The following is a 21,223-nucleotide window of genomic DNA, read 5'->3' as shown; positions in this document are numbered from 1 at the left end:
TCGGTGCGCGACGGCCCGGGCGTGGTTCCGCCCGGGCCGCCGGTCACGGATCGGTTACTCGGCCAGCCAGACGTGGCCCCACATGGCGGTCGCACCGGGGACCTTGTCACCGGGCGTGCCGTCGGGGAACTCCCAGCCGGCGACGTTCTTCACCTCTTCCTGCACCGCGATGTCGGTCAGGGTGTAGCCGGTGAAGAGGTTCGGCACGTTCTCGGAGAGGTGGAGGCTGATCTCCTCGACCGCCGCCTGACGCTCCTCGAGGTCCGTCGTCGTGCGCAGGACCTCCAGCTGCTCGTCGATCTCCGGGCTGGTGTAGTCGGTGAAGTTGAGCGGACCCTCCGTGAACGCCTCGTCGAGGATGAAGTACGGGTCGGCCTCCTCGCTGAACCGGAAGCACGCCGCGTCGTAGTCCCGCGCGATGGCGTTCTGGATGTGGGCGGCCTGCTCGACCGCGTTGAGCTCCACCTCCATGCCGAGCGAGCTCCAGAACGCCTGGTAGAGCTGGGAGAGCTCGTTCAGGCTGGGGTCGGGCGGGCAGTTGTAGGTGAAGGAGATCGGGGTGCCGGCCGGCTGCCCGTCGGAGCGGGACGGGTCGTTGATGTAGTCGTCGTAGAGCTCCTGGGCCTGCTCCGGGTCGAAGCCCGGGAAGGCTTCGGCGGCGTCCTCGGAGTAGAACGGGCTGTCCGGGCTGAAGTACTGCGTGGCCGGCGGGGTCATGCCGGTGCCACCGAGCACCTCGATGAGCTCCTCCTGGTCGATGGCGTAGGCCAGCGCCTGCCGCACCCGCACGTCGTCGAACGGCGGCCGGCCGGTGTTGAGCAGCGACCCGCCGCTGTTGTTGCCCAGGTACTCGTAGTTGTCGACACCGCTCAGGTCCCGCGCCCGGGCGATGGTGCTCTGGCGCAGGGTCTGCATGGCCTGGATGTCACCGCTCTCCAGGCTGGCCAGGCGGGTGTCCTCGTCGGGGATCGGCCGGAAGGTGATGCCGTCCAGGTAGGGGAGTCCGTCCTGCCAGTAGTTCTCGTTCCGCTCCACCTCGAGCGCGTTGTCGCGCTGCCAGCTCACGAACTGGAACGGGCCCGTGCCGACGGGCTGCGAGCCGGCGTCGGGGCCGGCTGCCGCGGCCGCGGTGGGCGAGAACGGCCATCCCGGCGACTGGGTCAGGATGTCCGGGAAGGCCGCGTTGGTGGCCTCGAGGTTGTACTGCACCGTGAGGTCGTCGACGACCTCCATCGAGGTCACCTCCGCCAGGCTCGCGGCGACGTTGGACGTCGGGAGCGTGAGGTAGTCGTCGAAGTTCGACTTCAGCGCCTGCGCGTTCAGCGGCGTCCCGTCGTGGAACTGGACGTCCGGACGCAGCGTCAGCGTCCACTGGGTGAAGTCCTCGTTGGGCTCCATCGACTCGGCGAGGTAGGGCTTCACCTCCCCTTCCTCGGTGCGCTTCATCAGCGGGTCGTAGATCGCGAAGGCCACCGTCGTGCCCGGGTTGCCGAAGCTGCCCTCACCGGGCAGCCAGCTGTTGGTCTCCGCCTCCAGCCCGACCTCGATGGTGCCGCCGGTGACCGGGTCACCCTGTTCGGAGATGTCGTCGACCGTGCCCTCCTGGGCCGGTCCGGCGCTCTCGTCGTCGCCGCCACCACCGCAGGCAGCGCTCCCGAGCAGGAGCCCCACGAGCCCTACCGAAGCGAGAGTCCGCTTCCACGGGGCTCCCATCGGGCGTCGATGTCCTCGCATGTGTCCACTCCTCGATCGGTCATCCACAGACAGCACGGCGCGCCGGAGGCCGGCGCACCTGCGCGAGCGCAGAGCGCTGGTTCGAAGTCTGGACCGCCTGGTGATGTGGATCACTGTGCGGAGCGCACCGATGTTCTCCGGCCCGCCATGCGTTGCGCACAACGCGGCGGGAAACGGATGGTGGCCCGGCCGGCGAAGGGCCAGGCTGCGGCCCGTGAGCAGCAGCGACGTCTGGGACGCAGCGACCGCGAGCACCTACGACGACACCGCGGCGTTCATGTTCGCGCCCGAGGTCCTCGACCCGGCGGTCGCGTTCCTCGCCGGCCTGGCCGGGGAGGGGCCGGCGCTGGAGTTCGCGATCGGCACCGGGCGCGTCGCCATCCCCCTGGCCGCGCGGGGCGTGCCCGTCACCGGCATCGAGCTGTCCCGGCCCATGGCCGACGAGCTCCACCGGAAAGGTGCCGGCATCCCGGTGGTGGTGGGGGACATGGCCACCAGCACCGCCCCCGGTGAGTTCTCGCTGGTCTACGTGGTCTGGAACAGCCTGGGGAACGTGCGGACCCAGGCCGAGCAGGTCGAGTGCTTCCGCAACGCCGCACGCCACCTCGCGCCGGGCGGGTGCTTCGTCGTCGAGCTGGGCGTCCCGCCGCTCCGGCGCTTCCCGCCGGGGCAGACGGCGGTGCCTTTCCACGTCGGCGGCCACCACACCGGCTTCGACACCCTCGACCCGGTCACGCAGCAGGGCACCTCCCACCACTACTGGCGTGCCGACGACGGGACCGTCCGGTACGCGGCCAGCAACTTCCGCTACGTCTGGCCCGCCGAGCTCGACCTCATGGCGCACCTGGCCGGGCTCGAGCTGGACCGGCGGACGGCGGGCTGGCGCGGAGAGCCCTTCACCGGCGAGAGCGGGAGCCACGTCTCGGTGTGGCGGAAACCGGCCTGACGAGGTGTCCGGGGCGGTGGACACGCCACCGGACGGCATGATCGGCGGCGACACGGCCGCAGCGCGGCCCGCTGACCGCCTCCTCCGGAAGGACCCGCCATGCCCACGCTGGATCGCTCCGGCGACGTGTTCGTGCTCGACCTCGGCGACACCGAGAACCGCTTCTCCCCGGACTGGCTGACCTCGGTCGGCGCCGCGCTCGACGAGGTCGAGCAGACCGAGGGCGCCCGTGCCCTGGTCACCACGGCCACCGGCAAGTTCTTCTCCAACGGCCTGGACCTCGACTGGCTCTCCACGCACGAGGACCAGTGGGGCGGGTACGTGTCCGGCGTCCAGCACCTCCTGGCCCGCGTGCTCGCGCTGCCGCTGCCCACCGTGGCCGCGGTCCAGGGCCATGCGTTCGCCGCCGGCGCCATGCTCACGTTGTGCCACGACGTCCGCGTCATGCGCGAAGACCGCGGCTTCTGGTGCCTCCCCGAGGTCGACATCGCCATCCCGTTCACCCCGGGCATGTCCGCGCTGATCCAGTCCCGGCTCGCGCCGCAGACCGCGCACATCGCGATGACCACCGGCCGCCGCTACGGGGGTGCCGAGGCCGTCGAGGCCGGCATCGTCGACCAGGCCGTGGCCGAGGACGCCGTCCGCTCGACGGCGGTGGAGATCGCCACCGGGCTGACCGGCAAGGCCGGCGCCACGCTGGGCACCATCAAGGCGCGCATGTACGGCCCGGCCCTGGACAGCCTGCGGGCCGGCGACCGCGGCTGACGTGGCCGCCCCCGAGGACCGCTCGGTCCTGCAGCTGCCCGCCCCCGGACCCGACCGGGAGCTGCGCTACGGCGACCACCCCGACCACGTCGTCGACCTCTACCTCGGCGGCCCAGGCGCCGAGGGGCGGCCCCTGGTGGTCTTCGTGCACGGGGGGTTCTGGCGGCCGGCCTACGACCGCGTCCACGCGCGCCCGCTGACCACAGCCCTCGCCGCCGCCGGCTGGACGACGGCCGCGATCGAGTACCGGCGGGTGCCCGGCCGGCCCGACGACACGGTGGACGACGTCGCCGCGGCGATCCGGTTCCTGGCCGACGTCCCCGAGCTGGGACGAGCCTGTGACGGGCGGTTCGTGCTGGTCGGGCACTCGGCCGGCGGCCATCTGGTCCTGCAGGCCGCCGCCGACCCCCGGACCCCGGCGCCGGCCGGCGTGGTCGCGCTGGCGCCCGTCGCGGACCTCCGGCTGGCGGAGGAACTGGCCCTCGACGGCGACGCGGTGCGGGCGTTCCTCGGCCGGCCTGCTGCCGAGCGCACCGACCTGGACCCGGTGCGGCAGCCCGCTCCGGACACCGCCGTGACGATCCTGCACGGCACCACCGATGCGATCGTCCCGCTCGCCGTGGGCCGGTCCTACGTCGCCGCGCACCCCACGGCCCGGCTCGTGGAGGTCGCGGGCGGGCACTTCGTCGTCATCGACCCGCGCAGCACCGCCTGGCCGGCACTGCTCGCCGCGCTCGCGCGCTGCTGAGCCGAGCGGGATCGCCCGCGGGCCGGTGGCCTACGGTGCGTTCATGCAGGTCGAAGGCGGAGCTCCCAGCACGATCATCGTCATGGGCGTCTCGGGCTCGGGCAAGACGACCGTCGCCGTGGGCGTGGCCGAGCGGCTGGGATGGGAGTTCGCCGAGGGCGACGACTTCCACCCGCGGGCCAACGTCGCGAAGATGGCCGCGGGTCACTCACTGGACGACGAGGACCGCTGGCCGTGGCTGCGCTCGCTGGCCGGTTGGATCGACCAGCGCGAGAAGGCCGGCCGCCCCGTCGTCGTCACCTGCTCGGCGCTCAAGCGCAGCTATCGCGACCTGCTGCGCGAAGGGCGTCCGTCGGTCTGGTTCGCCCACGTCACCGCGGACGCCGAGGTGCTCCGGGCGCGGGTGGAGCACCGCACCGGCCACTACATGCCGTCCTCGCTCCTGGACAGCCAGCTGGCCACCCTCGAACCGCTGGAGCCGGACGAGCCGGGCGCGGAGATCTCCGCCGTAGGCTCACCGGCCGCGGTCGTCGACGAGCTGCTCGCGGCACTGGCGCGTGCCGGAGGTCCGACCGGCCAGGCCTGACGCCTCAGTCCTCGGGCGCCCCGACCGGTCGCCGGTCGGCCGGCGAGCCGGGGCTGTCGCCGTCCCGGCGGTGCGCGCGCCGCTCCACCCGCAGGTTCGCCGTCCGCACGGTCGACGCGGAGTCGGCGAGCTGGGCCGTGCCGCCGGCCAGCCGCTTCTGGAGGACCAGCAGCTCGGCGCGGGAGTCGCGGATGGCCCGCAGCAGCTCGTCCAGGCTCATGGCCAGCACGAAGGTGCGGCCGCCGGCCAGATGGACGACGGTGTCGGGAACGGCCTCGGCGCGCTCGATCTCGCGGGGGTCGATGGTGAAGTGCTCGCCGTTGCGACAGGTGACTGCGATCACGGACGCGGTCCTTCCGCTCGGCGGGGGATACCCCGGATGCGCCTGATGCGGCTCTTCCTGCATCGGCACGCAGGACCCGGAGCTGAAGCCGGGCCGGACCGCATCACCCGCAGGTGCTCAGAAGCCGAAGAGCAGGCCGAGCCCGCCGACGGTGAACAGCACCATCACGACGACCAGCGGGAGCTGGTCCGAGGCGCGGGCGTGCCGCTCCGTGCGCAGCGCGCGCTCGTGGGCGAGGGTCACCCCGGCCACGTGGCCGGTGATCACCCCGCCGACCTGGACGTAGGCGATCGTGTCCGGGCTGACCGCGGTCAGGTCCACGACGTTGTCGTAGGTGCCGAACATGTCCACGCCGGACAGGCCGAACGGGTTGCTCAGCAGGATCCACGTCGTCTGCCCGTCGAGCGCCAGCAGGCTGAAGTAGTGCGCGATCGTGTAGCCCAGCGCGATGGGGATCACGGTCGCGGCGTACCGGCGGGGCTGGACCGCGCCCGGCTGGCCGGCCAGCCGGCCGGAGAGCCGGGTGCCGAGCAGGTACAGGCCGGCGACGAGGGCGATCGAGGCGAGCAGGCCGACGGTCCCGGACAGCGAGTCGTTCGCCGAGCCCGGTCCGGTCTGCCACCAGGCCGTGCGGGAGATCCCGTCGAACGCCGTGGAACCGAGCAGGACGACGACGACGGCAGCCAGCCCGGGCAGCTCCGGGGTGGACATCGCGTTGGTCAGCGGGCTGCGCACGACCAGCCGGCCGTCGCTGCGGCGTCCCCACGGCGACAGCCGGGCGATCAGCGTCGAGTAGACCTCGAAGCCGTCACCGCGGGCGAACCAGGCCTCGCCGAACCAGAGGGCCAGGCCGGTCTGCACCACCGCGTAGCCGATGAGGAAGGCGGCGACCGTCGCCGGTTCGGCCCGGCCGGGGTAGACGAGCTCGAACCACAGGAACACCAGCAGGGACACCGCCGCCGGCCACAGGCCCAGCGCGGGGAGGCGGTGCGCGCCGGGGGGCGTGCGGACGACGGAGCCGGCCACGGCGTGCAGGAGCCGCAGCGGGTTGACCACCCGCCAGACGGGGCCGAGCAGCAGGCTGACCGGCACCAGACCGACCCAGAAGGTCACGTAGAGCGCCCACGGTCCGAGGTTGCGTGCCGTCTCCGGCGGCCCGCCGATCGTCGCGGCGACCACCAGCACGGACAGCGCGAGCGCCACCCCCTGGAGGGCTCGGCGGACGGCGCCGCTGTCCGCGATCCGCTGGACGGCCCCGGGCAGCGGCCGGCCGGCGTCCGGACCGCCCAGCTTCGGGGTGCGCCAGAAGAGCAGCAGCGCGGCGAAGCTGATCAGGATGGCCGCCCCCGCGCCGTACAGCGCCAGGCCCAGGGGGATGGGGAGGTCGGTGCGGGAACCGACCCCGTGCGCCAGCAGCATCACGGGACATCCTCGCCGGAGCCCGTCGGTCCCGTGCCGGCGAGTGCTCTGCTCCCGCGTGACCTCGCACGCTCGGTCACGAGATCTGCAGCGTCAGCAGCACCGTCCCGGCCTCGTGCAGCTCCAGCTCGAACACCCCGGGGATGGTCGCGTCGAAGGTCAGCTCCGCCGGGACGCCGGCCTCGAGGCCGGCGGTGACGTCGTAGCCGTGCAGGTGCGCCTCGTCCGGGGCGTCACTGGTGATCGTGACCGTCACCGGGTCGCCGAGGGGAACCGCGACCCGGCCCGTGTCGCCGGTGGCCCGGCCGCCGGCGACCTGCACCGCCAGCGTCGTCCCCGCGGCTTCGGCGTGTGGGCTGGTGGTCGCCTCGCTCTCCGGCGTGCCCGCCTCGCTCTCCGGCGTGCCCGCCTCGCTCTCCGGCGTGCCCGCCTCGCTCTCCGGTGTGCCCGGCGTCCTGCTCGGGGACGAGCCGCTCGCGGCGGGTTCGTCCGGCGCGTCCGTGCCGGCACAGCCGGACACGACCAGGGCGAGCGGAAGGAGAACGGCCGCGAGGACGCTGCGCCGGCTCACCGGCGGGCCGTCCCGAGGGGCGCGCCGGCGTCCTCCGCCGGGCGGTCCGGAGCGGTGCCGGCGTACGGGTCCCGGTCGCCGGCCCGCCGCGCGTAGCGGCCCACGCCCCAGGCGATGGTCGCGATCAGCGCCAGGGTGCACACGAGCACGACGAGGTTGGAGACCGTCCACAGGCCGCCCGTGGCGCCGTCCAGCTCGCGCTGCAGGATCTCGATCTCCGGGATGGCCGACCGGGTCATGCCGTCCTCGGCGGGCACCTCCTCCTCGCCGATGGCCTCGTCGGCGGGCAGGTAGATCGGGATCGCGGTCAGGGTCCGGCCGTCGTGCAGCCGCAGCAGGGTCTTCCACGTGCCGTGCAGGGGGACCGGCTCCGTCGTCCGGTAGGCGCCCTCGCCGGTGCGCTCCAGGGGGGTGACGACCAGGCCGTCGCCCTGCCACGAGGTGATCTGCACCCACGCCGGGTCGTCGACGGCGTCGGCCGGGTCGAGCTGGACGGTGACGTGCGCCGTGCGCGGGTCGGACTCCACGTCCTCGATGCCGAAGGTGGCCTGCACGTCGTCGGGGACGGTGGCGACCAGGCCGTTGGCGACCGCCGCGGCGAGGACGACGAGGGAGCCCACCAGGACGGTGCGGGCGACCGCGGGGCGGGGGAGCTGCCGGCGCAGGCCGGTGGCCAGCAGCGCGCCGAGCAGACCGCCGGCGACGCCGCCGGCGAGGGCCATGAGCGTGCCCTCGACGAGGATGTCGCTGTTCCACGACAGGGTCTGGATGGTCTGGGTCCAGGCGGCCTCGGTGGCATGCCCGACCGTGCCGATCAGCACGCCGGCGACCGCGCCGAAGGCCAGGGGCTTGCGGAGCAGCACCACCGACAGGGCCAGCAGCTCCACGATGATCGCCGAGCCGAGGTAGAGCGGGAAGGTCGGCAGGATCTCGCCGAAGCCGGGGCCGACGATCAGCGCGATCCCGCCACGGATGACGAGGAAGAACGCGGCCGCGGCCAGCGCACCACCCCGGCCCATGAACAGCCGTGCCGCGACCAGCGCCAGGCCGGCCGCGCCGGCGATCATCAGGGGCTCCAGGACCAGCCGGAACTGCGGGACGTCGAAGTCGTACTCGCCCTGGAACACCGACAGCCCCAGGAGCAGCCCGCCCATCGCCGAGGCCTGCCGGACGAACCGGGCGGTCTGGCCCACCTTGCGGTCGCCGTCGTCGGTGGAGAGCCCGCCGTGGCCCTCCTGCTCCAGCAGCAGCAGCCCGACGATGGACAGCCCGGCCCCGCCGATGAGCATCAGGTGGGTCGGGCCCCAGAGGGTGACGTCCTGGCCGAACATGCGGTGCCAGACGTCGTCCAGGGGGAAGCCGAGGAGGGCGTAGAAGCCGGCCGCGGTGAGGATGATGCCGCCGACGGGGACGTCCCAGCCGCGCAGGAAGCGGACCGCGGACGGGCCGGGCTTCTCGTCCAGCGGCATGGCGCACGCGAGGACGCCGCCGGCGAAGACACCGAAGAGCCCGAAGAGGATGAGGAAGTGGGCCGGGTTGGCCAGCGGGCCCTCGTCCCGGCCGATGCCGATGTGCAGGCTGATGTCCCACAGCATCCCGAGCAGGGCCACCAGCAGCGAGATCGTCGTCAGCACGGTGGGCAGCGCCACCCATGCCGGGACGCCGGTCGCGGCGCCGAGGCGGTCGCCCACGCGGGTCAGGACCGCCGAGCGCCGCGTGCGGTGCACGAAGACCAGGGCGAGCAGCACGGCGGTGAGGGCCGCCCCGATGGCGGTGGCGAGGAGGACCTCGCCGATGGCGGCTCCCCCCGCGGGACGAGTTTCGGCGGCCAGTGGCATGGCATCCCCTCGAGGCATGGGGCTCATGGAACACCCATCACGGTGACATCGACAACTGATACATAGAACGAGCGGCTTACCGTGAGGTCACGACGGGAAGGGGGGACGGGTGAGCGCAGCGCAGGACGATCCGGCGGGGGAGCCCTCCGAGCACGACCTCACGGTCGACGAACTGGCCGCGCGGGTGGGGGTCACCGTGCGCAACGTCCGGGCCTACGCGGCCCGCGGGCTGCTGCCGCCACCCCGCATGGTCGGCCGCACCGGCTACTACGGCCGCGAGCACGTCGCCCGGCTGCTGCTGGTGCGGGAGATGCTGGCCGAGGGTTACTCGCTGGCGATGATCGAGCGGACGCTGTCCACCGCACCGCCGACCGCGAGCTCGGCGACCCTGGCGCTGCACCGTGCGCTGCTGGCGCCCTGGCTGCCCCCGGAGCCCGAGGTCACCACCGGCTCCGAGCTGGCCGCGCGCGCCGGGGTGCCCGAGCAGCCGGAGGTGGTCGACCAGCTCGTCGACCTCGGGCTGGTGGAGCGGCTCGACGACGGCCGGATGCGGGTGCTCGACCCGGCCCTGCTGACGGCCGGCCTGCAGGTCGTCGCCCTCGGTGTGCCGCCGGCCGACCTCATCGCCGCCCAGGCGCAGGTCAACGAGCACGTCCGGGCGATCGCGCGCACCTACGTGCAGATGTTCGTCGACACCGGCTGGCGGGCGTTCGTGGAGGCAGGGGCGCCGCGCGAGCGGCTCGACGAGATCCTCGCGACGGTGACGCGGCTGCAACCGGTGGCCGCGCAGGCCGTGCTGGCCGCGTTCCGCACCGAGATGGCGACCGAGGTCGCGACGGCGGTGGAGGCTGCGCTCAGTCAGCTCGACGAGGAGTAGGCCCGTCGCCGTCCGGGAGCGCCTCCCGGGCATGGCCCTCGCGGGCCGCCTCCTCGGCGGCCTCCCGGGCGCTGATCCGGCGGTCGCGGACCACGGCTCCGACGACCAGCGCGACGAGGAGCGCCGCGGGGACGAAGAAGCCGAGGGTCCCGATCATGCTCAGGCCGTCCATGGCGACGAGCTGGGGATTCGGCACGGACCCATGTGACACCGGTTCCTGACACGGTGTCAAACCGAGCGTCAGTCGCTCTGGCGGCCCTCGCGCCAGTAGCCCATGAACGCCACCGAGCGCCGGTCGACGCCCGCCTCCTGCACCAGGTGACGGCGCAGGCCCTTGACCACCCCGGCCTCGCCGGCCAGCCAGGCGTAGACGCCCGAGGAGCGGGCCGGGGTGCCCACCCCGGTGGGGACCTCCCAGAGGATGCCGCTGTCGACGTCGACGTCCTCGAGCGTCGCGCCGGGGGAGGGGGCCAGGTCCTCGGCGAGCTCGGCGACCGCCGCGACGACCGCCGCGGTGAGCAGTGCGCCCCGGGGAGCGGGGGCGCCGTCGCCGGACGAGCGGGGCAGCCAGGCGACCTCGACGCCGGACGGGGCGGCCAGGTTCAGCGCGTCGCCGGCCTCGGGGACCTCGAGGAGGACGCGGGCCCGCTGCCCGGCCGGCAGTGACTCGACGATGGCGCAGATCGCCGGCACCGCGGTCTCGTCGCCGGCGAGGAGCAGGCAGGAGGCGTCGACGGGTGGGTGCCACTCGAAGCCACCGGTCGGGCCGGGGAAGCGGGCGTTGGGGCCGATCAGGACGACCTCGTCGCCGACCGTCGCCGCCTCGGCCCACGCCGAGGCGGGGCCGGTCGCGCCGTGCAGGACGAAGTCGACGTCGACCTCGCGCTGCTCGGGACGCACCGCGCGGATCGTGTACGTCCGGATCGGCATCTGCCGCTCGGCCGGCAGCGCCCGCCAGGCGCCGTACCAGTCGGCGTCGGTCGGGCAGTCGTCGATGCCCCGCCCGGGCAGCGGGAGCATGACCTTGATCCGCTGGTCGTAGCCGTTGCTGCCGAACTCGTCGAGGTCGGCCCCGGCGAAGGTCACGCGCAGGAAGGTCGGGCTCAGCCGCTGCAGGCGGGACACCTGTGCGGCGAAAGGTCGGTACACCGGGATCTGCACTGTCTCGACGGTCATGCGTTCTCTCCCGGTTGGCGGGTGCGGCGGGGGAGCAAACTTAGGCTAGCCTCACCTGGCTTCGCGCCGAGTCTCGCACACGCAGGCGTTCGGATCCAGAGGCACGTTCCGGCGGACGTGCGACCACCACGAGGAGAACCATGAGACGTTCCGTCCTGTCCGCCACCGGCCTGGCCCTGGCCGCCGCCCTGTCCCTGTCCGGCTGCGGCGGCGACGAGGAGCCCGACGCCGGAGGTGGGACCGCGGCGAGCGCGGACGAGGACTTCCCGCGCACGGTCGAGCACGCGATGGGCAGCACGGAGATCCCCGAGCGCCCGGAACGCGTCGTCGTCCTGGACACCGGGGAGCTCGACTCGGTGCTGTCCCTGGGCGTCACCCCGGTCGGTGCGGTGACCACCGCCGTCTCCGACGGCTTCCTGAGCTACCTGGCCGAGGACGCGGCCGACGTCGAGGTCGTCGGGACCATCAGCGAGCCGAACCTCGAGGCGATCGCGGCGGTGGAGCCGGACCTCATCCTGTCCAACTCGGTGCGGCACGAGGACCTCTACGACCAGCTGTCGCAGATCGCCCCGACCGTGTTCGCGGCGGACCTCGGTGACACGTGGAAGGAGAACTTCCGGCTCGACGCGGAGGCCCTCGGGCTGGAGGACGAGGCCGAGGAGCTGCTCGCCGAGTACGAGCAGCAGGCGGCCGACCTCGGTGAGGCGATCGGCGACCCCGCGGGGACGACGGTCAGCCCGCTGCGTTTCGTCGGCGGCCCCATCCGCGCCTATCAGCCGCAGTCGTTCATCGGCACGGTGCTCGCCGACATCGGGCTCGACCAGGTCGAGCTGCCGACCGGGGAGACGGCGACCTTCGCCGAGGTGAGTCCCGAGCGGATCACCGACGCCGACGCCGACGTCGTCCTGTACTCCTCCTACGGGCCGGCCGACGAGTCCGGTGAGGCCGCCGTCATCGCCGGACCCCTGTGGCCGCTCCTCACCGCGGTGCAGAACGGTCGGGCGTTCCAGGTGGACGACGACGTCTTCTACACCGGCATCGGGCTGCGTGCCGCGACGCTCCAGCTGGAGCAGCTCCGGGACCTGCTCGCCGGCTGACGCGCCGAGGGCCGCCCCCCGGTGGATCGGGAGGCGGCCCTCGGTACGTGCGGAGAAGCCGTCAGGGCGTCTCGGTGGAGATCTGCGCGGCCAGGTACTGCGCCGCGCCCACCCGCTCGATGGCGCCCAGCTGCGCCTCGAACCAGTCGGCGTGCTTCTCCTCGTCCCGCACCATCTCCTCGAAGACGGCGGCGGTGCCGTGGTCCCCGAGGTCGTGGCACTCCTTGGCGGAGGCGTTGAACTGGGCCACGGCGGCCTTCTCGCTGTCGAGCGCCAGGACCAGCATCTCCTCGGCGGTCTCGCCGACCCGGATGGCGCCCAGGCGCTGCAGGTTGGGGTGGCCGTCGAAGAGCAGCACGCGCTGGATGATCGCGTCGGCGTCGCGCATCTCGTCGATGGACAGGTCGTAGAAGACCTTGCCCAGCTTCGGGAGTCCCCAGGCGTCCAGCATGCGGGCGTTGAGGAAGTACGTGTTGGTGACGGTGAGCTCGAAGGTCAACGCATCGTTGAGCAGTTCGACCACTCGGGGACTAACGGGCTGCACCTGCAACTCCCAGCTGTCGCTCGGTCATGACCGGGCAATGCTGGCACACGAGCTCGCGCATCGTCGCCACGCAGCCGCCGCAGGTGCGACCGGCTCCTGTCTCGCGGGCGACATCGGCCACGCAGCGCGCGCCGTTGGCGATCGACTCGAGGATGTCCTGGTCGGTCACCACGTTGCAGTGGCACACGTACATGCGCGGGGTCGCCTAACCGGGAGACGGCGGGGGAGCGGGCTGCCCGGGCCGGGGCCGGGGCACTGCGCAGGTTAGCCTTACCTGAGCCGCCTGCGCCAGCCCTCCTGGTCACCACGGCGAGCCCTGGCTAGGTTCGGGCCGTGCCCGATCCCGCCGCCCGCGCCCGTGCCCTGCTCGACCTGCACGCCGCGCCGGAGATCCTGGTCCTCGCCAACGTGTGGGACGTCGTCTCCGCCCGGGTGGTCGCCGGCACCGAGGGCGTCCGCGCCCTGGCCACCGCCAGCCACTCGATCGCGGCCACCTTCGGCTACGAGGACGGCGAGCGGATCCCGCTGGACCTGCACCTGGACATGGTGGCCCGGATCACCGCGGCCGTGGACCTCCCCGTCTCCATGGACATGGAGGCCGGCTACGGCGACCCGGGGGAGACCGCGCGGCGGGCGATCGAGGCCGGCGCGGTGGGCGGGAACCTCGAGGATGCGATGCGGCCCCTGGACGAGGCCGTGGCGGCCGTCGAGGCGGTGCTCGCCGCCGGTCGTGACGCCGGCATCGGCTTCGTGCTCAATGCGCGCACCGACGCCGTCCTCCGGGCCGAGGCCGGCGCGGACCGCACCGAGGTGCTCACCGAGGCGGTCCGCCGCGGGCGGGCCTACCTGGAGGTGGGCGCCCCCGTGGTCTTCGTCCCCGGCGTGGTCGACCGCGAGGAGATCGCGGTGCTGGCCCGGGCGTTCGGCCCCGGCCGGCTCAGCCTGATCACCGTCCCCGGCCGCTCACCGTCGGTCGGGGAGCTGGCGGAGCTGGGGGTGGCCCGCGTCTCGGCCGGCCCGAACACCCAGCGCGTGGCCCTGACCGCGCTGCAGGAGGCCACGGCCGCGCTCGTGGGCGGCGGCGAGCTGCCGGCAGCGACGCGGCAGCTGAACTAGCGGCCGGTGCGCGCCTCGGAGCGCCTCGCGTGGGCGGCCGGGATCGTGGCGCCCGGCGACGCCGACCGGGTGCTCGAGGTCGGCTGCGGTCACGGCATCCTCGTCTCGCTGCTGGCGGCGCGGGTGCCCCGGGGGCAGGTGGTCGCCGTCGACCGGTCGGCCACCATGACCGCCGCCGCGCACCGCCGGAACGCCGACGCCGTGGCGCAGGGGCGGGTACGCCTGGTCACCTCGACGCTGCTCGACGCGGACCTGGGCACGACCCCCTTCGACGTCGTCACCTCGTTCGACGTCCGTGCGTTCTGGACGCCCCCGGCCCCGGAGTGGGACGTCGTCCGCCGGTTGCTCGTCCCGGGTGGGCGGGTCGTCGTCGCCTTCTCGGTGATGGGCCCGGGCGCCGAGGACCGCATCCGCACGGCGGTGCGCCGGCTGGCGGGGGAGCGTGGCCTCGCCGAGCACGCGGTGCACCGGGCCGGTGACCTGCCCACTCCGTCGGCGGCGATCGAGTTGCGGGCCGGGCGCGACGGGTAGGGGACCGGGTGCCATCGACGAGAGGACGCCCATGACCGAGGACCTGATCCCCGGGGATCTGTACGCGTACGAGTCACTGCTGTCGGACGACGAGCGCGAGGAGCTCGCCGGCATCCGCGAGTTCCTGCAGACCGAGATCAAGCCGCGGGTCAACGAGCACTGGGAGGCCGCCACCTTCCCGACGGACCTGATCCCGAAGTTCGCGCAGGCCGGGCTGGTCGGCCGCAGCTACGACACCGAGGGCTCCCCGCGCGGCTCCCGGCTGTTCACCGGCTTCATCGCCCTGGAGACCGCCCGGGTCGACCCCTCGATGGCCACCTTCCTCGGCGTGCACAACGGGCTGGCGATGGGCTCGATCGTCACCCTCGGCTCGGAGGAGCAGAAGCGCCGCTGGCTGCCGGGCATGCTCTCGCTGGAGAAGATCGGCTGCTTCGCGCTCACCGAGCCGCACGGCGGGTCCGACGTCGCGCTGGGCCTGGAGACCACCGCCCGGCGCGACGGCGACGAATGGGTCATCGACGGCGCCAAGCGGTGGATCGGCAACGGCACCTTCGCCGACCTCGTCGTCGTCTTCGCCCGCGACGTCGACGACGACTCGGTGAAGACGTTCGTGGTGGAGAAGGGCACGCCCGGGTTCACCGCCACCAAGATGGAGGGCAAGTACGCGCTCCGCACGGTGCAGAACGCCGACATCACCTTCGAGGGCTGCCGGGTCCCGGCGGAGAACAAGCTCGCGGAGGGGAACACCTTCAAGGACGTCAACCGGGTGCTCAAGCTGACCAGGGGCGGTGTCGCCTGGAGCGCCGTCGGCTGCCAGATGGGCGCGTTCGAGGCGGCGCTGGCCTACGCCAAGGAGCGCGAGCAGTTCGGCCGCCCGATCGCCGGCTTCCAGCTGATCCAGGACCTGCTGGCGCGGATGGCCGGCAACGTCACGGCCAGCCTCGGCATGGCCGTGCGGGTAGCCCAGCTCCAGGAGGAGGGCGTGTTCCGAGACGACCACGCGGCGCTGGCCAAGAGCTACGTCACCAACCAGGCGCGGGAGACCGTGGGCCTGGCGCGCGAGCTGTTCGGTGGCAACGGGATCCTGCTCGAGAACGACGTCGTCCGGTTCTTCAACGACGCCGAGGCGCTCTACTCCTACGAGGGCACCCGGGAGATCAACCAGCTGATCGTCGGGCGGGCGCTCACCGGGATCAGCGCCTTCGTCTGAGCTGGTCCTCCCTCACCGCAGCGCGTCCTCCCTTCCCGCGCACGGTGGGGGAGGACGCGCTGGGATCAGGTCACCTGATCGTGGCCCGGGGTCAGGGGGCCGCGGGTGGTCACATCAGCAGCGAGCGCACCGTCCACAGCAGGACGACGACGGTGATCGCGGCCGCGAGCCCGGCGTACAGCCGGCGCTCCCGGAGCCGGTCGGCCTCGGTCTCGTCGGCCAGCGCCATCGGATCTGCCCACACGGGGAGGACCCCGCCGCGGGCGGCGAGCTCGTCGTCGGTCAGCACGACCGGCGGCGAGATGCGGTACGGGCGGGCGGCCAGGCTCTGCGCGATCGCAGCCGCGGCCCGGTCGGTGGTGGTCCGTCCCCTGTTCATGCCATGACCCTTCCGGTCTTCTCGGTCTTGTCCCAGGTCATCGCTGCGCCGCGGAACTCCTTGACGTAGGCGTCCACGGTGATCGCGCACATCAGCGGGCCGAACCCGACCAGGTAGAGCCCGATCGGGGCCACCCACCGGCCCCAGCGGGTCAGCTCCAGTTTCCGCACCAGGAAGGCCGTCGGCACGCAGAGCACCAGCCAGCTGTAGACGAACAGGGTCCAGCCGCTGCTGTCCCCACCGCCCCACGGGACCAGCATCGGGAAGGTGGCCCCGGTGAGGACGGCGAAGGAGATCAGGCCCGGGAAGAGCAGCGCCTCCCGCCACACCTTGAGCCCGACGCGCGGGTCGACCGAGATGGTCATGGTGATCATGAAGACGAAGGTCGCCACCGGTACGAACACCGCCGCACCGAAGACCCGCGCGGCCAGGTCGCTGTCCAGCGCGTACAGCCCGATGAGCCCGATCGAGGTCAGGAGCATCGCCAGCGGCAGCAGCAGGATGGCGAACCAGAAGACGCCGAAGAAGAAGCCGCCCAGCCCCGGGTGCACCGACTTCCGGAACCACAGGTGGCGGTACATCGAGGTGATCTGCACGTTGCCCCGCGCCCAGCGCAGCCGCTGCTTCCACAGCGCGTCGATGCCGGCCGGCTCCTCGGCCAGCACGCGGGCGTGCGGCTCGAAGACGACCCGGCGCCCGGCCAGCTGGGTGCGGAAGGTGGTCACCGTGTCCTCGGCCAGCGAGGAGGTGTCGATCTGCCCGCCGATGGCCTCGAGGTTCTCGCGGGTGTGCAGCTGGGCGCCGCCGGCCAGGCACGCCATGGCGCCGGCCACGTTCTGCGCCCGCCGGGACGCCGCCTGCGCGGCCAGGTAGTCGAACCCGATGAAGCGGGTCAGCCCGTGGGCGTCCTCGCTGCCCTCGCGGATGTAGGCGGTCACCGCGCCGACGGTCGGATCGGCCAGGTGGCGGGTCATCTTGCGCAGCGAGTCCGCGGCGTAGATGACGTCGGCGTCCATGATCAGGAGCGCCTCCATCCAGTCGTCGGCGAGGATCTCGCGCAGCCCGTGGTTGAGGGTGTGCGCCTTGCCCTCGCCGCCCTTCTCGCGGCGCAGGTGCACGACCCGGCCCGGGAAGCGGTCGCCGAGCGCGGCCATCACCGCGGGGGTGTCGTCGGTGCTGGCGTCGTCGACCACGTAGACGCGCAGGCGCTCCGGCGGGTAGTCCAGCCCCATCAGCCGCTCGACCGAGGCGGTCAGGACGGCGGCCTCGTTCCACGCCGGCACCAGCACCGCGACGTTGGGCAGGTACGGCCCGGTCTCGCGGTAGTGGTTGCGGACGGCGTGCACGGGGATGATCAGGAACTGCGCCAGCCCGGCGAGCACCGGGATCGCGCCGAACCCGACGAACAGCAGGAGGACGCCGACCAGCACCCCGCGGCCGACCTCGGCCAGCCCGGGGCCGGCGGCCAGGATGTCGTTCATCGGGCATCCACCAGACGTCGGGCCGAGTCCGCCTCGGCGACCCAGGAGTAGCGGCCCACCGACGACGCCTCGTGGCTGTCGGTGGAGCCGACGAGCGTCACGCCGGCGGCGGCGAACGCGAGGACCACGCGGGGCCCGGGGCAGCGCCACTTCTCGTTGACCTCGACCGTCGTCCCGGTGCGGACGGCGGCCTGCGCGACGGCGTCGACGTGCTCGTCGGTCAGGTCGGACTCGGTCAGCCCGATCTTGGGCAGCAGGGAGAACACGTGGGCGAGCTGGCCGCGGCCGGCCCGGTCCATGGCGCGGACGGTGGCCTCCACGAGGATGCCGAGCGCGTCCTGCACGGCGAGGCCTCGGGCCATCTCCTCGAGCGTGCGGCGCGGGCTCCACGGCCCGTCCGGCCCGGGGAACTGGTGGTCGGCGATGAGCACGCGGTCCACCCCGCCGCGCCCGACGACGAGGTCGTCCGGGACGTCGAGGCGGCCGGAGGCGTCCAGGATCTTCGCCTCCACGCCGGTGAGGACCTCGAGCCCCTCCACCGGCGGGAGCGCCGCGACCTCGGCCAGGAACTCCGGCACGTAGGTCGTGGAGGTGCGGACGTGGTCGACCATGCGGATGCTGGCCAGCCCGGCGTCGCGGGCGGCGGTCAGGTTCTCCAGCGTCGTGCTCACCGCGTCGTCGGACCAGGTGGAGTGCACGTGGTGGTCGGTGCGGACCAGCCCGGTGGTCATCGGGTCGCCTCGTCGAGCACGTCGGCCGGGTCGAGGAAGACGTCCTCGAGGTACCGGACGACGGCGAGCTCGGTGAAGGGCACCGAGTCCGGCAGCGGGCGGCCCAGCGCGAGGTCGAGCGCCAGCGAGGGCATGTCGACGCCGGCCGCGACGGTGAGGGGCATGGCGCCCGGGAAGCGCGGGTTGACCTCGAGCAGCGCGGCGCGGCCCTCGGCGTCCCGGCGCAGCTGGACGTTGGCCACGCCGACCAGGCCGATGGCGTCGGCCACCTGGCGCGCGGTCTGCTCGAGCTCGCGGTCGGCCACCGTGCAGCCGGCCACCGAGACCCCGGAGTCGACCCGCAGGCGCGAGCGCGGCACCGCCGCGACGACGTGCCCGTCGGCGTCGGCCAGGGTGTCCACGCTGTACTCCTCGCCCGGCAGCATCGCCTGCACGAGGATGTCCTCGTCGGCGCCCAGTGCCCGCAGCGCGTCGGCGTCGTCCACCTGGTGGACGCCGCGCGAGCCGGCGCCGCGGCGCGGCTTGACGATCACCGGGTAGTCCCAGGACTCCGGGTCGGTGGTGCCGAGCAGCTCGGTGCGCGGGGTGGGCAGCACGTCGGCGCAGCGGCGGGCCAGCGCGAGCTTGTCCAGGCAGACCTCGAGGGTCTCCAGGCTCGGGGCGGCCAGCGCGGTGCCGACGGCGTCCAGCCGCTTGCGCTCGGCGGCGATGCGCGGCAGCTCGACGTCGACGGTGGAGAACAGGACGTCGACCCGCTCCCGCTCGCACAGGGCCACGAGGGAGTCGACGAACGTCTCGGACAGGCCCGGCTCGACGAGGAACCGGGCACCGGCGTCGACGAGGTACAGGCCGCTGGCGTAGCGGTCCATGTCGGCGGCCAGGAGCGTGACGTCGGGGCGCCGGGCCAGGGACCGGAGGACGGCGACCCCCGCGGGGCCCCCGGCACCGGTCACGAGCACGCGGACGGGAGAGGTATCAGACACCGGAGCGCTCCGAGAGGTTCGAGGACTGGACGGGGATGGCGGTGGAGGTGGTGGAGGAGGAGTGCTGCGCGCCCACGACGGCGGCGGCCTCGCGGATCACCTCGAGCGGCTCGCAGTGCTGACCGCCGCCGTAGCGGGACCAGTAGCGGCTGGTGGCGAGGACGAAGTCGTCCTGCATGTAGCTGCGGATGCCGACCTGCGAGTCGAAGCAGGCGAGCAGGGCGAGCTTGGTGTCGGTGAAGCCGTCGATGCTCACGAACCGGGTCGGCCGGTAGTCGACCGTGGCCGACGGGCTCTGGTAGCAGGCGAACGTGGGCACGTTCCGGGTGGCGACGGTCGCCGCCTGGTGGACGGCGCGGTGGTCCTGGTGCCGGTCGTGCTTGGAGTGCGTGTAGACGATCGTCGGCTGCACCTGCGCCACGACGCGCTCGATGATCGAGACCGTGGGGTCGCTCTCGCTGATGCGGGTGTCCTCGAGGTCCTCCATGAACAACCGCGCGCCGATGAGCTCGGCGGCGGCGATGGACTCGCCCATGCGGTCACCGGCCTCGCCACCGCGGGCACCGCGGGACAGGGTGAGGACGACGACCTGGTCACCGGCCGACCGGTGCGCGGCCAGGGTCCCGCCGATGCCGAGCTCGACGTCGTCGGGGTGGGCGCCGATGGCCAGCACCGTCTGGTGCCGCGCGGCGGCCCGGCGGCCGGCACCCAGCTCGACCAGCCGGCGCACCGTCGTCACCACGTCGTCGCGGCGCACCGGCTTCACCATGAACTCGTCGGCGTTGCGGCGGAGCGCCTCGACGGCGTAGTCGACCGACGCGTGCGCGGTCATGACGGCCACGGGCAGGTCGGTCTGCAGCTCGCGCAGCCGGCCCAGGAACTCCAGCCCGTTCATGCCGGGCATCTCGATGTCGGTGACCACCGCGTCGAAGGGCTCGCGGGCGGCCAGGGCGAGAGCCTCGAGCGGATCGAAGCAGGCCACCGCGGTCATCCCGGCCTTGTGCAGGACCGTGCGTACGAAGTGGGCGATGTCGGGGTCGTCGTCGACCACGAGCACGCGGACGTTGCCGTCCATGGCCAGCTCCTCAGCGGGTGAGCACGCCTCCACGGGGGAGGAGGGCACGTCGTGCCCCGCACTCCGCAACGGCCCCGCCGGCGGGGTAGCTGAGCCGAGCGCGTCCGGCGTCACCCGGAGGGGTGAGCAGTGACCCCCCGCTCCACGCGGCTCGGCTCAAGCTGCCCGGTGCGTCCGCCGAACACTGGAGTCAGGTGGCCCGGACGTGTTCGGTCCCGGGCGCCTGTGAATGCATCGGAGGGAGGAGGATCGTGACTGCGTCATCCGTGCTCGTCGTGGAGGACACCGAAGAGATCCGCGAGCTGGTCAGCACGGTCCTGAGCCGCGCCGGGATGCACGTGCGGGCCGTCGGTTCCGGAGCCGAGTGCATGGCGGAGGTCCGCCGCGAGGCGCCCGACCTGATCGTGCTCGACCTCGGGCTGCCCGACACCGACGGGACCGAGCTGTGCCGGCAGATCCGCGCCGAGACCGCCTGCTACGTCCTCATGCTCACCGCGCGCGCCGAGGAGGTCGACCTGCTCATCGGGCTGGCCGTCGGTGCCGACGGGTACATGGCCAAGCCGTTCTCGCCCCGCGAGCTGGTGGCGCGGGTGCAGGCGATGCTCCGCTTCCCGCGCACCGCAGCCACCCCGCAGGTGGCGCCCGAGGTGGAGGAGTCGGTCCGCCGGCTCGCCGAGCTCGAGGTGGACGAGGAGAGCCGGGAGGTGCGGGTCGACGGGGCCGTCGTCGACCTGACCCGCACGGAGTTCGACCTGCTCGCCGCGCTGGCCTCGCGGCCGGGCCGCGTGCTGCAGCGCGAGACGCTGCTGCGCGAGGTCTGGCAGACCGACTGGGAGGGCAACCTCCGGCTGGTCGAGGCGCACATGTCCAACCTGCGGCGCAAGCTCGTCGCCGCCGGCCTGAACTCGCCCGAGATCCGCACCGTGCGGGGTGTCGGCTACCGCCTCGTGGCCGCCTGAGCCGCACCACCACGCGAGCCCCCGCAACCGTCCGGTTGCGGGGGCTCGCGTGTTCTCCGGCCCCGTGAGGGGGCCCGGTACGCCGGAGGGCCCGCAGACGATTCCCCCTCGTCT

At 73.3% G+C, this 21,223-nt stretch carries 24 protein-coding genes; 10 read left to right on the top strand and 14 right to left on the bottom strand.

Annotated features, from left to right (window positions below):
• Positions 1–54: 54 nt before the first annotated feature.
• On the bottom strand, positions 55–1,671 hold the full coding sequence (locus ACI793_RS02890) for an ABC transporter substrate-binding protein (RefSeq protein WP_456604858.1): 1,617 nt from the start codon (positions 1,669–1,671) through the stop codon (positions 55–57).
• A 277-nt stretch (positions 1,672–1,948) separates the two neighbouring features.
• Here ACI793_RS02890 and ACI793_RS02885 point away from each other — a divergent pair, with 277 nt between their 5' ends.
• The 4 genes from ACI793_RS02885 to ACI793_RS02870 all read left to right on the top strand — a co-directional run bounded on the left by ACI793_RS02885 (position 1,949) and on the right by ACI793_RS02870 (position 4,779).
• Positions 1,949–2,680 (top strand): class I SAM-dependent DNA methyltransferase, encoded by a 732-nt coding sequence (locus ACI793_RS02885; protein WP_456604857.1) that lies wholly within the window; start codon positions 1,949–1,951, stop codon positions 2,678–2,680.
• A 99-nt stretch (positions 2,681–2,779) separates the two neighbouring features.
• Positions 2,780–3,445, top strand: a complete 666-nt coding sequence (locus ACI793_RS02880) for an enoyl-CoA hydratase-related protein (RefSeq protein WP_456604856.1) — start codon at positions 2,780–2,782, stop codon at positions 3,443–3,445.
• 1 nt (position 3,446) lies between these two features.
• Positions 3,447–4,193 (top strand): alpha/beta hydrolase, encoded by a 747-nt coding sequence (locus ACI793_RS02875; RefSeq protein WP_456604855.1) that lies wholly within the window; start codon positions 3,447–3,449, stop codon positions 4,191–4,193.
• Positions 4,194–4,236: 43 nt separating this feature from the next.
• A complete protein-coding gene (locus ACI793_RS02870; RefSeq protein WP_456604854.1) occupies positions 4,237–4,779 on the top strand; it encodes a gluconokinase in 543 nt (180 codons plus the stop codon).
• Between the two features lie 4 nt (positions 4,780–4,783).
• On the opposite strand, the gene ACI793_RS02865 is transcribed toward ACI793_RS02870, so the two are convergent.
• The 4 genes from ACI793_RS02865 to ACI793_RS02850 all read right to left on the bottom strand — a co-directional run bounded on the left by ACI793_RS02865 (position 4,784) and on the right by ACI793_RS02850 (position 8,968).
• A complete protein-coding gene (locus ACI793_RS02865) occupies positions 4,784–5,122 on the bottom strand; it encodes a flagellar FlbD family protein (protein ID WP_456604853.1) in 339 nt (112 codons plus the stop codon).
• A 117-nt stretch (positions 5,123–5,239) separates the two neighbouring features.
• Entirely contained in the window at positions 5,240–6,541 is a 1,302-nt protein-coding gene (locus tag ACI793_RS02860) for a hypothetical protein (protein ID WP_456605183.1), read from the bottom strand.
• Positions 6,542–6,617: 76 nt separating this feature from the next.
• Positions 6,618–7,112, bottom strand: coding sequence for a hypothetical protein (locus ACI793_RS02855; protein WP_456604852.1), 495 nt, complete (start codon positions 7,110–7,112; stop codon positions 6,618–6,620).
• A complete protein-coding gene (locus ACI793_RS02850) occupies positions 7,109–8,968 on the bottom strand; it encodes a hypothetical protein (RefSeq protein WP_456604851.1) in 1,860 nt (619 codons plus the stop codon). Before ACI793_RS02850 ends, ACI793_RS02855 begins: the two co-directional genes overlap by 4 nt.
• Positions 8,969–9,059: 91 nt before the next feature.
• On the opposite strand from ACI793_RS02850, the gene ACI793_RS02845 reads away from it, so the two are divergent.
• Positions 9,060–9,827 (top strand): MerR family transcriptional regulator, encoded by a 768-nt coding sequence (locus ACI793_RS02845; protein WP_456604850.1) that lies wholly within the window; start codon positions 9,060–9,062, stop codon positions 9,825–9,827.
• On the opposite strand, the gene ACI793_RS02840 is transcribed toward ACI793_RS02845, so the two are convergent.
• Both ACI793_RS02840 and ACI793_RS02835 read right to left on the bottom strand, forming a co-directional pair.
• The gene (locus ACI793_RS02840) at positions 9,805–10,023 is read right to left on the bottom strand and encodes a hypothetical protein (RefSeq protein WP_456604849.1); all 219 of its coding nucleotides are present in this window, start codon (positions 10,021–10,023) and stop codon (positions 9,805–9,807) included. The two genes, ACI793_RS02845 and ACI793_RS02840, sit on opposite strands and share 23 nt — an antisense overlap.
• A 44-nt stretch (positions 10,024–10,067) precedes the next feature.
• Positions 10,068–11,003 carry a siderophore-interacting protein gene (locus ACI793_RS02835; protein WP_456604848.1) on the bottom strand — a complete coding sequence of 312 codons (936 nt, stop codon included), beginning with the start codon at positions 11,001–11,003 and terminating at the stop codon, positions 10,068–10,070.
• Positions 11,004–11,143: 140 nt separating this feature from the next.
• Here ACI793_RS02835 and ACI793_RS02830 point away from each other — a divergent pair, with 140 nt between their 5' ends.
• A complete protein-coding gene (locus tag ACI793_RS02830; protein WP_456604847.1) occupies positions 11,144–12,100 on the top strand; it encodes an ABC transporter substrate-binding protein in 957 nt (318 codons plus the stop codon).
• Positions 12,101–12,161: 61 nt separating this feature from the next.
• On the opposite strand, the gene bfr is transcribed toward ACI793_RS02830, so the two are convergent.
• Together bfr and ACI793_RS02820 are read right to left on the bottom strand one after the other, a co-directional pair.
• Positions 12,162–12,623: a bacterioferritin gene (gene bfr / locus ACI793_RS02825; protein ID WP_456604846.1), complete on the bottom strand. Its 462-nt coding sequence runs from the start codon at positions 12,621–12,623 to the stop codon at positions 12,162–12,164.
• A 7-nt stretch (positions 12,624–12,630) separates the two neighbouring features.
• Positions 12,631–12,837, bottom strand: a complete 207-nt coding sequence (locus ACI793_RS02820; RefSeq protein ID WP_456604845.1) for a (2Fe-2S)-binding protein — start codon at positions 12,835–12,837, stop codon at positions 12,631–12,633.
• A gap of 140 nt (positions 12,838–12,977) precedes the next feature.
• On the opposite strand from ACI793_RS02820, the gene ACI793_RS02815 reads away from it, so the two are divergent.
• From ACI793_RS02815 to ACI793_RS02805, 3 genes are read left to right on the top strand one after another with little or no spacing between them, the layout of a single operon-like run.
• Positions 12,978–13,760 (top strand): isocitrate lyase/PEP mutase family protein, encoded by a 783-nt coding sequence (locus tag ACI793_RS02815; protein ID WP_456604844.1) that lies wholly within the window; start codon positions 12,978–12,980, stop codon positions 13,758–13,760.
• 6 nt (positions 13,761–13,766) lie between these two features.
• Positions 13,767–14,291, top strand: coding sequence for a class I SAM-dependent methyltransferase (locus tag ACI793_RS02810; protein WP_456604843.1), 525 nt, complete (start codon positions 13,767–13,769; stop codon positions 14,289–14,291).
• Positions 14,292–14,322: 31 nt separating this feature from the next.
• Positions 14,323–15,501 (top strand): acyl-CoA dehydrogenase family protein, encoded by a 1,179-nt coding sequence (locus ACI793_RS02805; RefSeq protein WP_456604842.1) that lies wholly within the window; start codon positions 14,323–14,325, stop codon positions 15,499–15,501.
• 109 nt (positions 15,502–15,610) lie between these two features.
• Here ACI793_RS02805 and ACI793_RS02800 read toward each other — a convergent pair whose 3' ends face one another.
• Genes ACI793_RS02800 through ACI793_RS02780 form a run of 5 tightly spaced genes read right to left on the bottom strand, consistent with a single transcriptional unit; the run spans position 15,611 to position 20,150 of the window.
• Positions 15,611–15,880, bottom strand: a complete 270-nt coding sequence (locus tag ACI793_RS02800; RefSeq protein ID WP_456604841.1) for a hypothetical protein — start codon at positions 15,878–15,880, stop codon at positions 15,611–15,613.
• Positions 15,877–17,361 carry a glycosyltransferase gene (locus tag ACI793_RS02795; RefSeq protein WP_456604840.1) on the bottom strand — a complete coding sequence of 495 codons (1,485 nt, stop codon included), beginning with the start codon at positions 17,359–17,361 and terminating at the stop codon, positions 15,877–15,879. The genes ACI793_RS02800 and ACI793_RS02795 overlap by 4 nt, the downstream gene beginning before the upstream one ends.
• The gene (locus tag ACI793_RS02790) at positions 17,358–18,092 is read right to left on the bottom strand and encodes a histidinol-phosphatase (protein ID WP_456604839.1); all 735 of its coding nucleotides are present in this window, start codon (positions 18,090–18,092) and stop codon (positions 17,358–17,360) included. Before ACI793_RS02790 ends, ACI793_RS02795 begins: the two co-directional genes overlap by 4 nt.
• Positions 18,089–19,075 (bottom strand): ATP-grasp domain-containing protein, encoded by a 987-nt coding sequence (locus ACI793_RS02785; protein WP_456604838.1) that lies wholly within the window; start codon positions 19,073–19,075, stop codon positions 18,089–18,091. Before ACI793_RS02785 ends, ACI793_RS02790 begins: the two co-directional genes overlap by 4 nt.
• Positions 19,068–20,150, bottom strand: coding sequence for a response regulator (locus tag ACI793_RS02780; protein WP_456604837.1), 1,083 nt, complete (start codon positions 20,148–20,150; stop codon positions 19,068–19,070). Before ACI793_RS02780 ends, ACI793_RS02785 begins: the two co-directional genes overlap by 8 nt.
• Before the next feature lie 251 nt (positions 20,151–20,401).
• Here ACI793_RS02780 and ACI793_RS02775 point away from each other — a divergent pair, with 251 nt between their 5' ends.
• On the top strand, positions 20,402–21,109 hold the full coding sequence (locus ACI793_RS02775) for a response regulator (RefSeq protein WP_456604836.1): 708 nt from the start codon (positions 20,402–20,404) through the stop codon (positions 21,107–21,109).
• Positions 21,110–21,223: the final 114 nt, after the last annotated feature.

It is taken from the genome of Blastococcus sp. SYSU DS0617 (genome assembly GCF_054051075.1).
This window is presented reverse-complemented; position numbering and strand designations above follow the sequence as displayed.

What these genes read in the sequence shown, in the direction of transcription:
- ACI793_RS02880 (WP_456604856.1), top strand. Translation starts at nt 2,780, where the DNA reads ATGCCCACGCTGGATCGCTCCGGCGACGTGTTCGTGCTCGACCTCGGC.
- ACI793_RS02870 (WP_456604854.1), top strand. Translation starts at nt 4,237, where the DNA reads ATGCAGGTCGAAGGCGGAGCTCCCAGCACGATCATCGTCATGGGCGTC.
- ACI793_RS02860 (WP_456605183.1), bottom strand. Translation starts at nt 6,541, where the DNA reads ATGCTGCTGGCGCACGGGGTCGGTTCCCGCACCGACCTCCCCATCCCC.
- ACI793_RS02850 (WP_456604851.1), bottom strand. Translation starts at nt 8,968, where the DNA reads ATGCCTCGAGGGGATGCCATGCCACTGGCCGCCGAAACTCGTCCCGCG.
- ACI793_RS02835 (WP_456604848.1), bottom strand. Translation starts at nt 11,003, where the DNA reads ATGACCGTCGAGACAGTGCAGATCCCGGTGTACCGACCTTTCGCCGCA.
- ACI793_RS02830 (WP_456604847.1), top strand. Translation starts at nt 11,144, where the DNA reads ATGAGACGTTCCGTCCTGTCCGCCACCGGCCTGGCCCTGGCCGCCGCC.
- ACI793_RS02820 (WP_456604845.1), bottom strand. Translation starts at nt 12,837, where the DNA reads ATGTACGTGTGCCACTGCAACGTGGTGACCGACCAGGACATCCTCGAG.
- ACI793_RS02805 (WP_456604842.1), top strand. Translation starts at nt 14,323, where the DNA reads ATGACCGAGGACCTGATCCCCGGGGATCTGTACGCGTACGAGTCACTG.
- ACI793_RS02800 (WP_456604841.1), bottom strand. Translation starts at nt 15,880, where the DNA reads ATGAACAGGGGACGGACCACCACCGACCGGGCCGCGGCTGCGATCGCG.
- ACI793_RS02795 (WP_456604840.1), bottom strand. Translation starts at nt 17,361, where the DNA reads ATGAACGACATCCTGGCCGCCGGCCCCGGGCTGGCCGAGGTCGGCCGC.
- ACI793_RS02790 (WP_456604839.1), bottom strand. Translation starts at nt 18,092, where the DNA reads ATGACCACCGGGCTGGTCCGCACCGACCACCACGTGCACTCCACCTGG.
- ACI793_RS02780 (WP_456604837.1), bottom strand. Translation starts at nt 20,150, where the DNA reads ATGGACGGCAACGTCCGCGTGCTCGTGGTCGACGACGACCCCGACATC.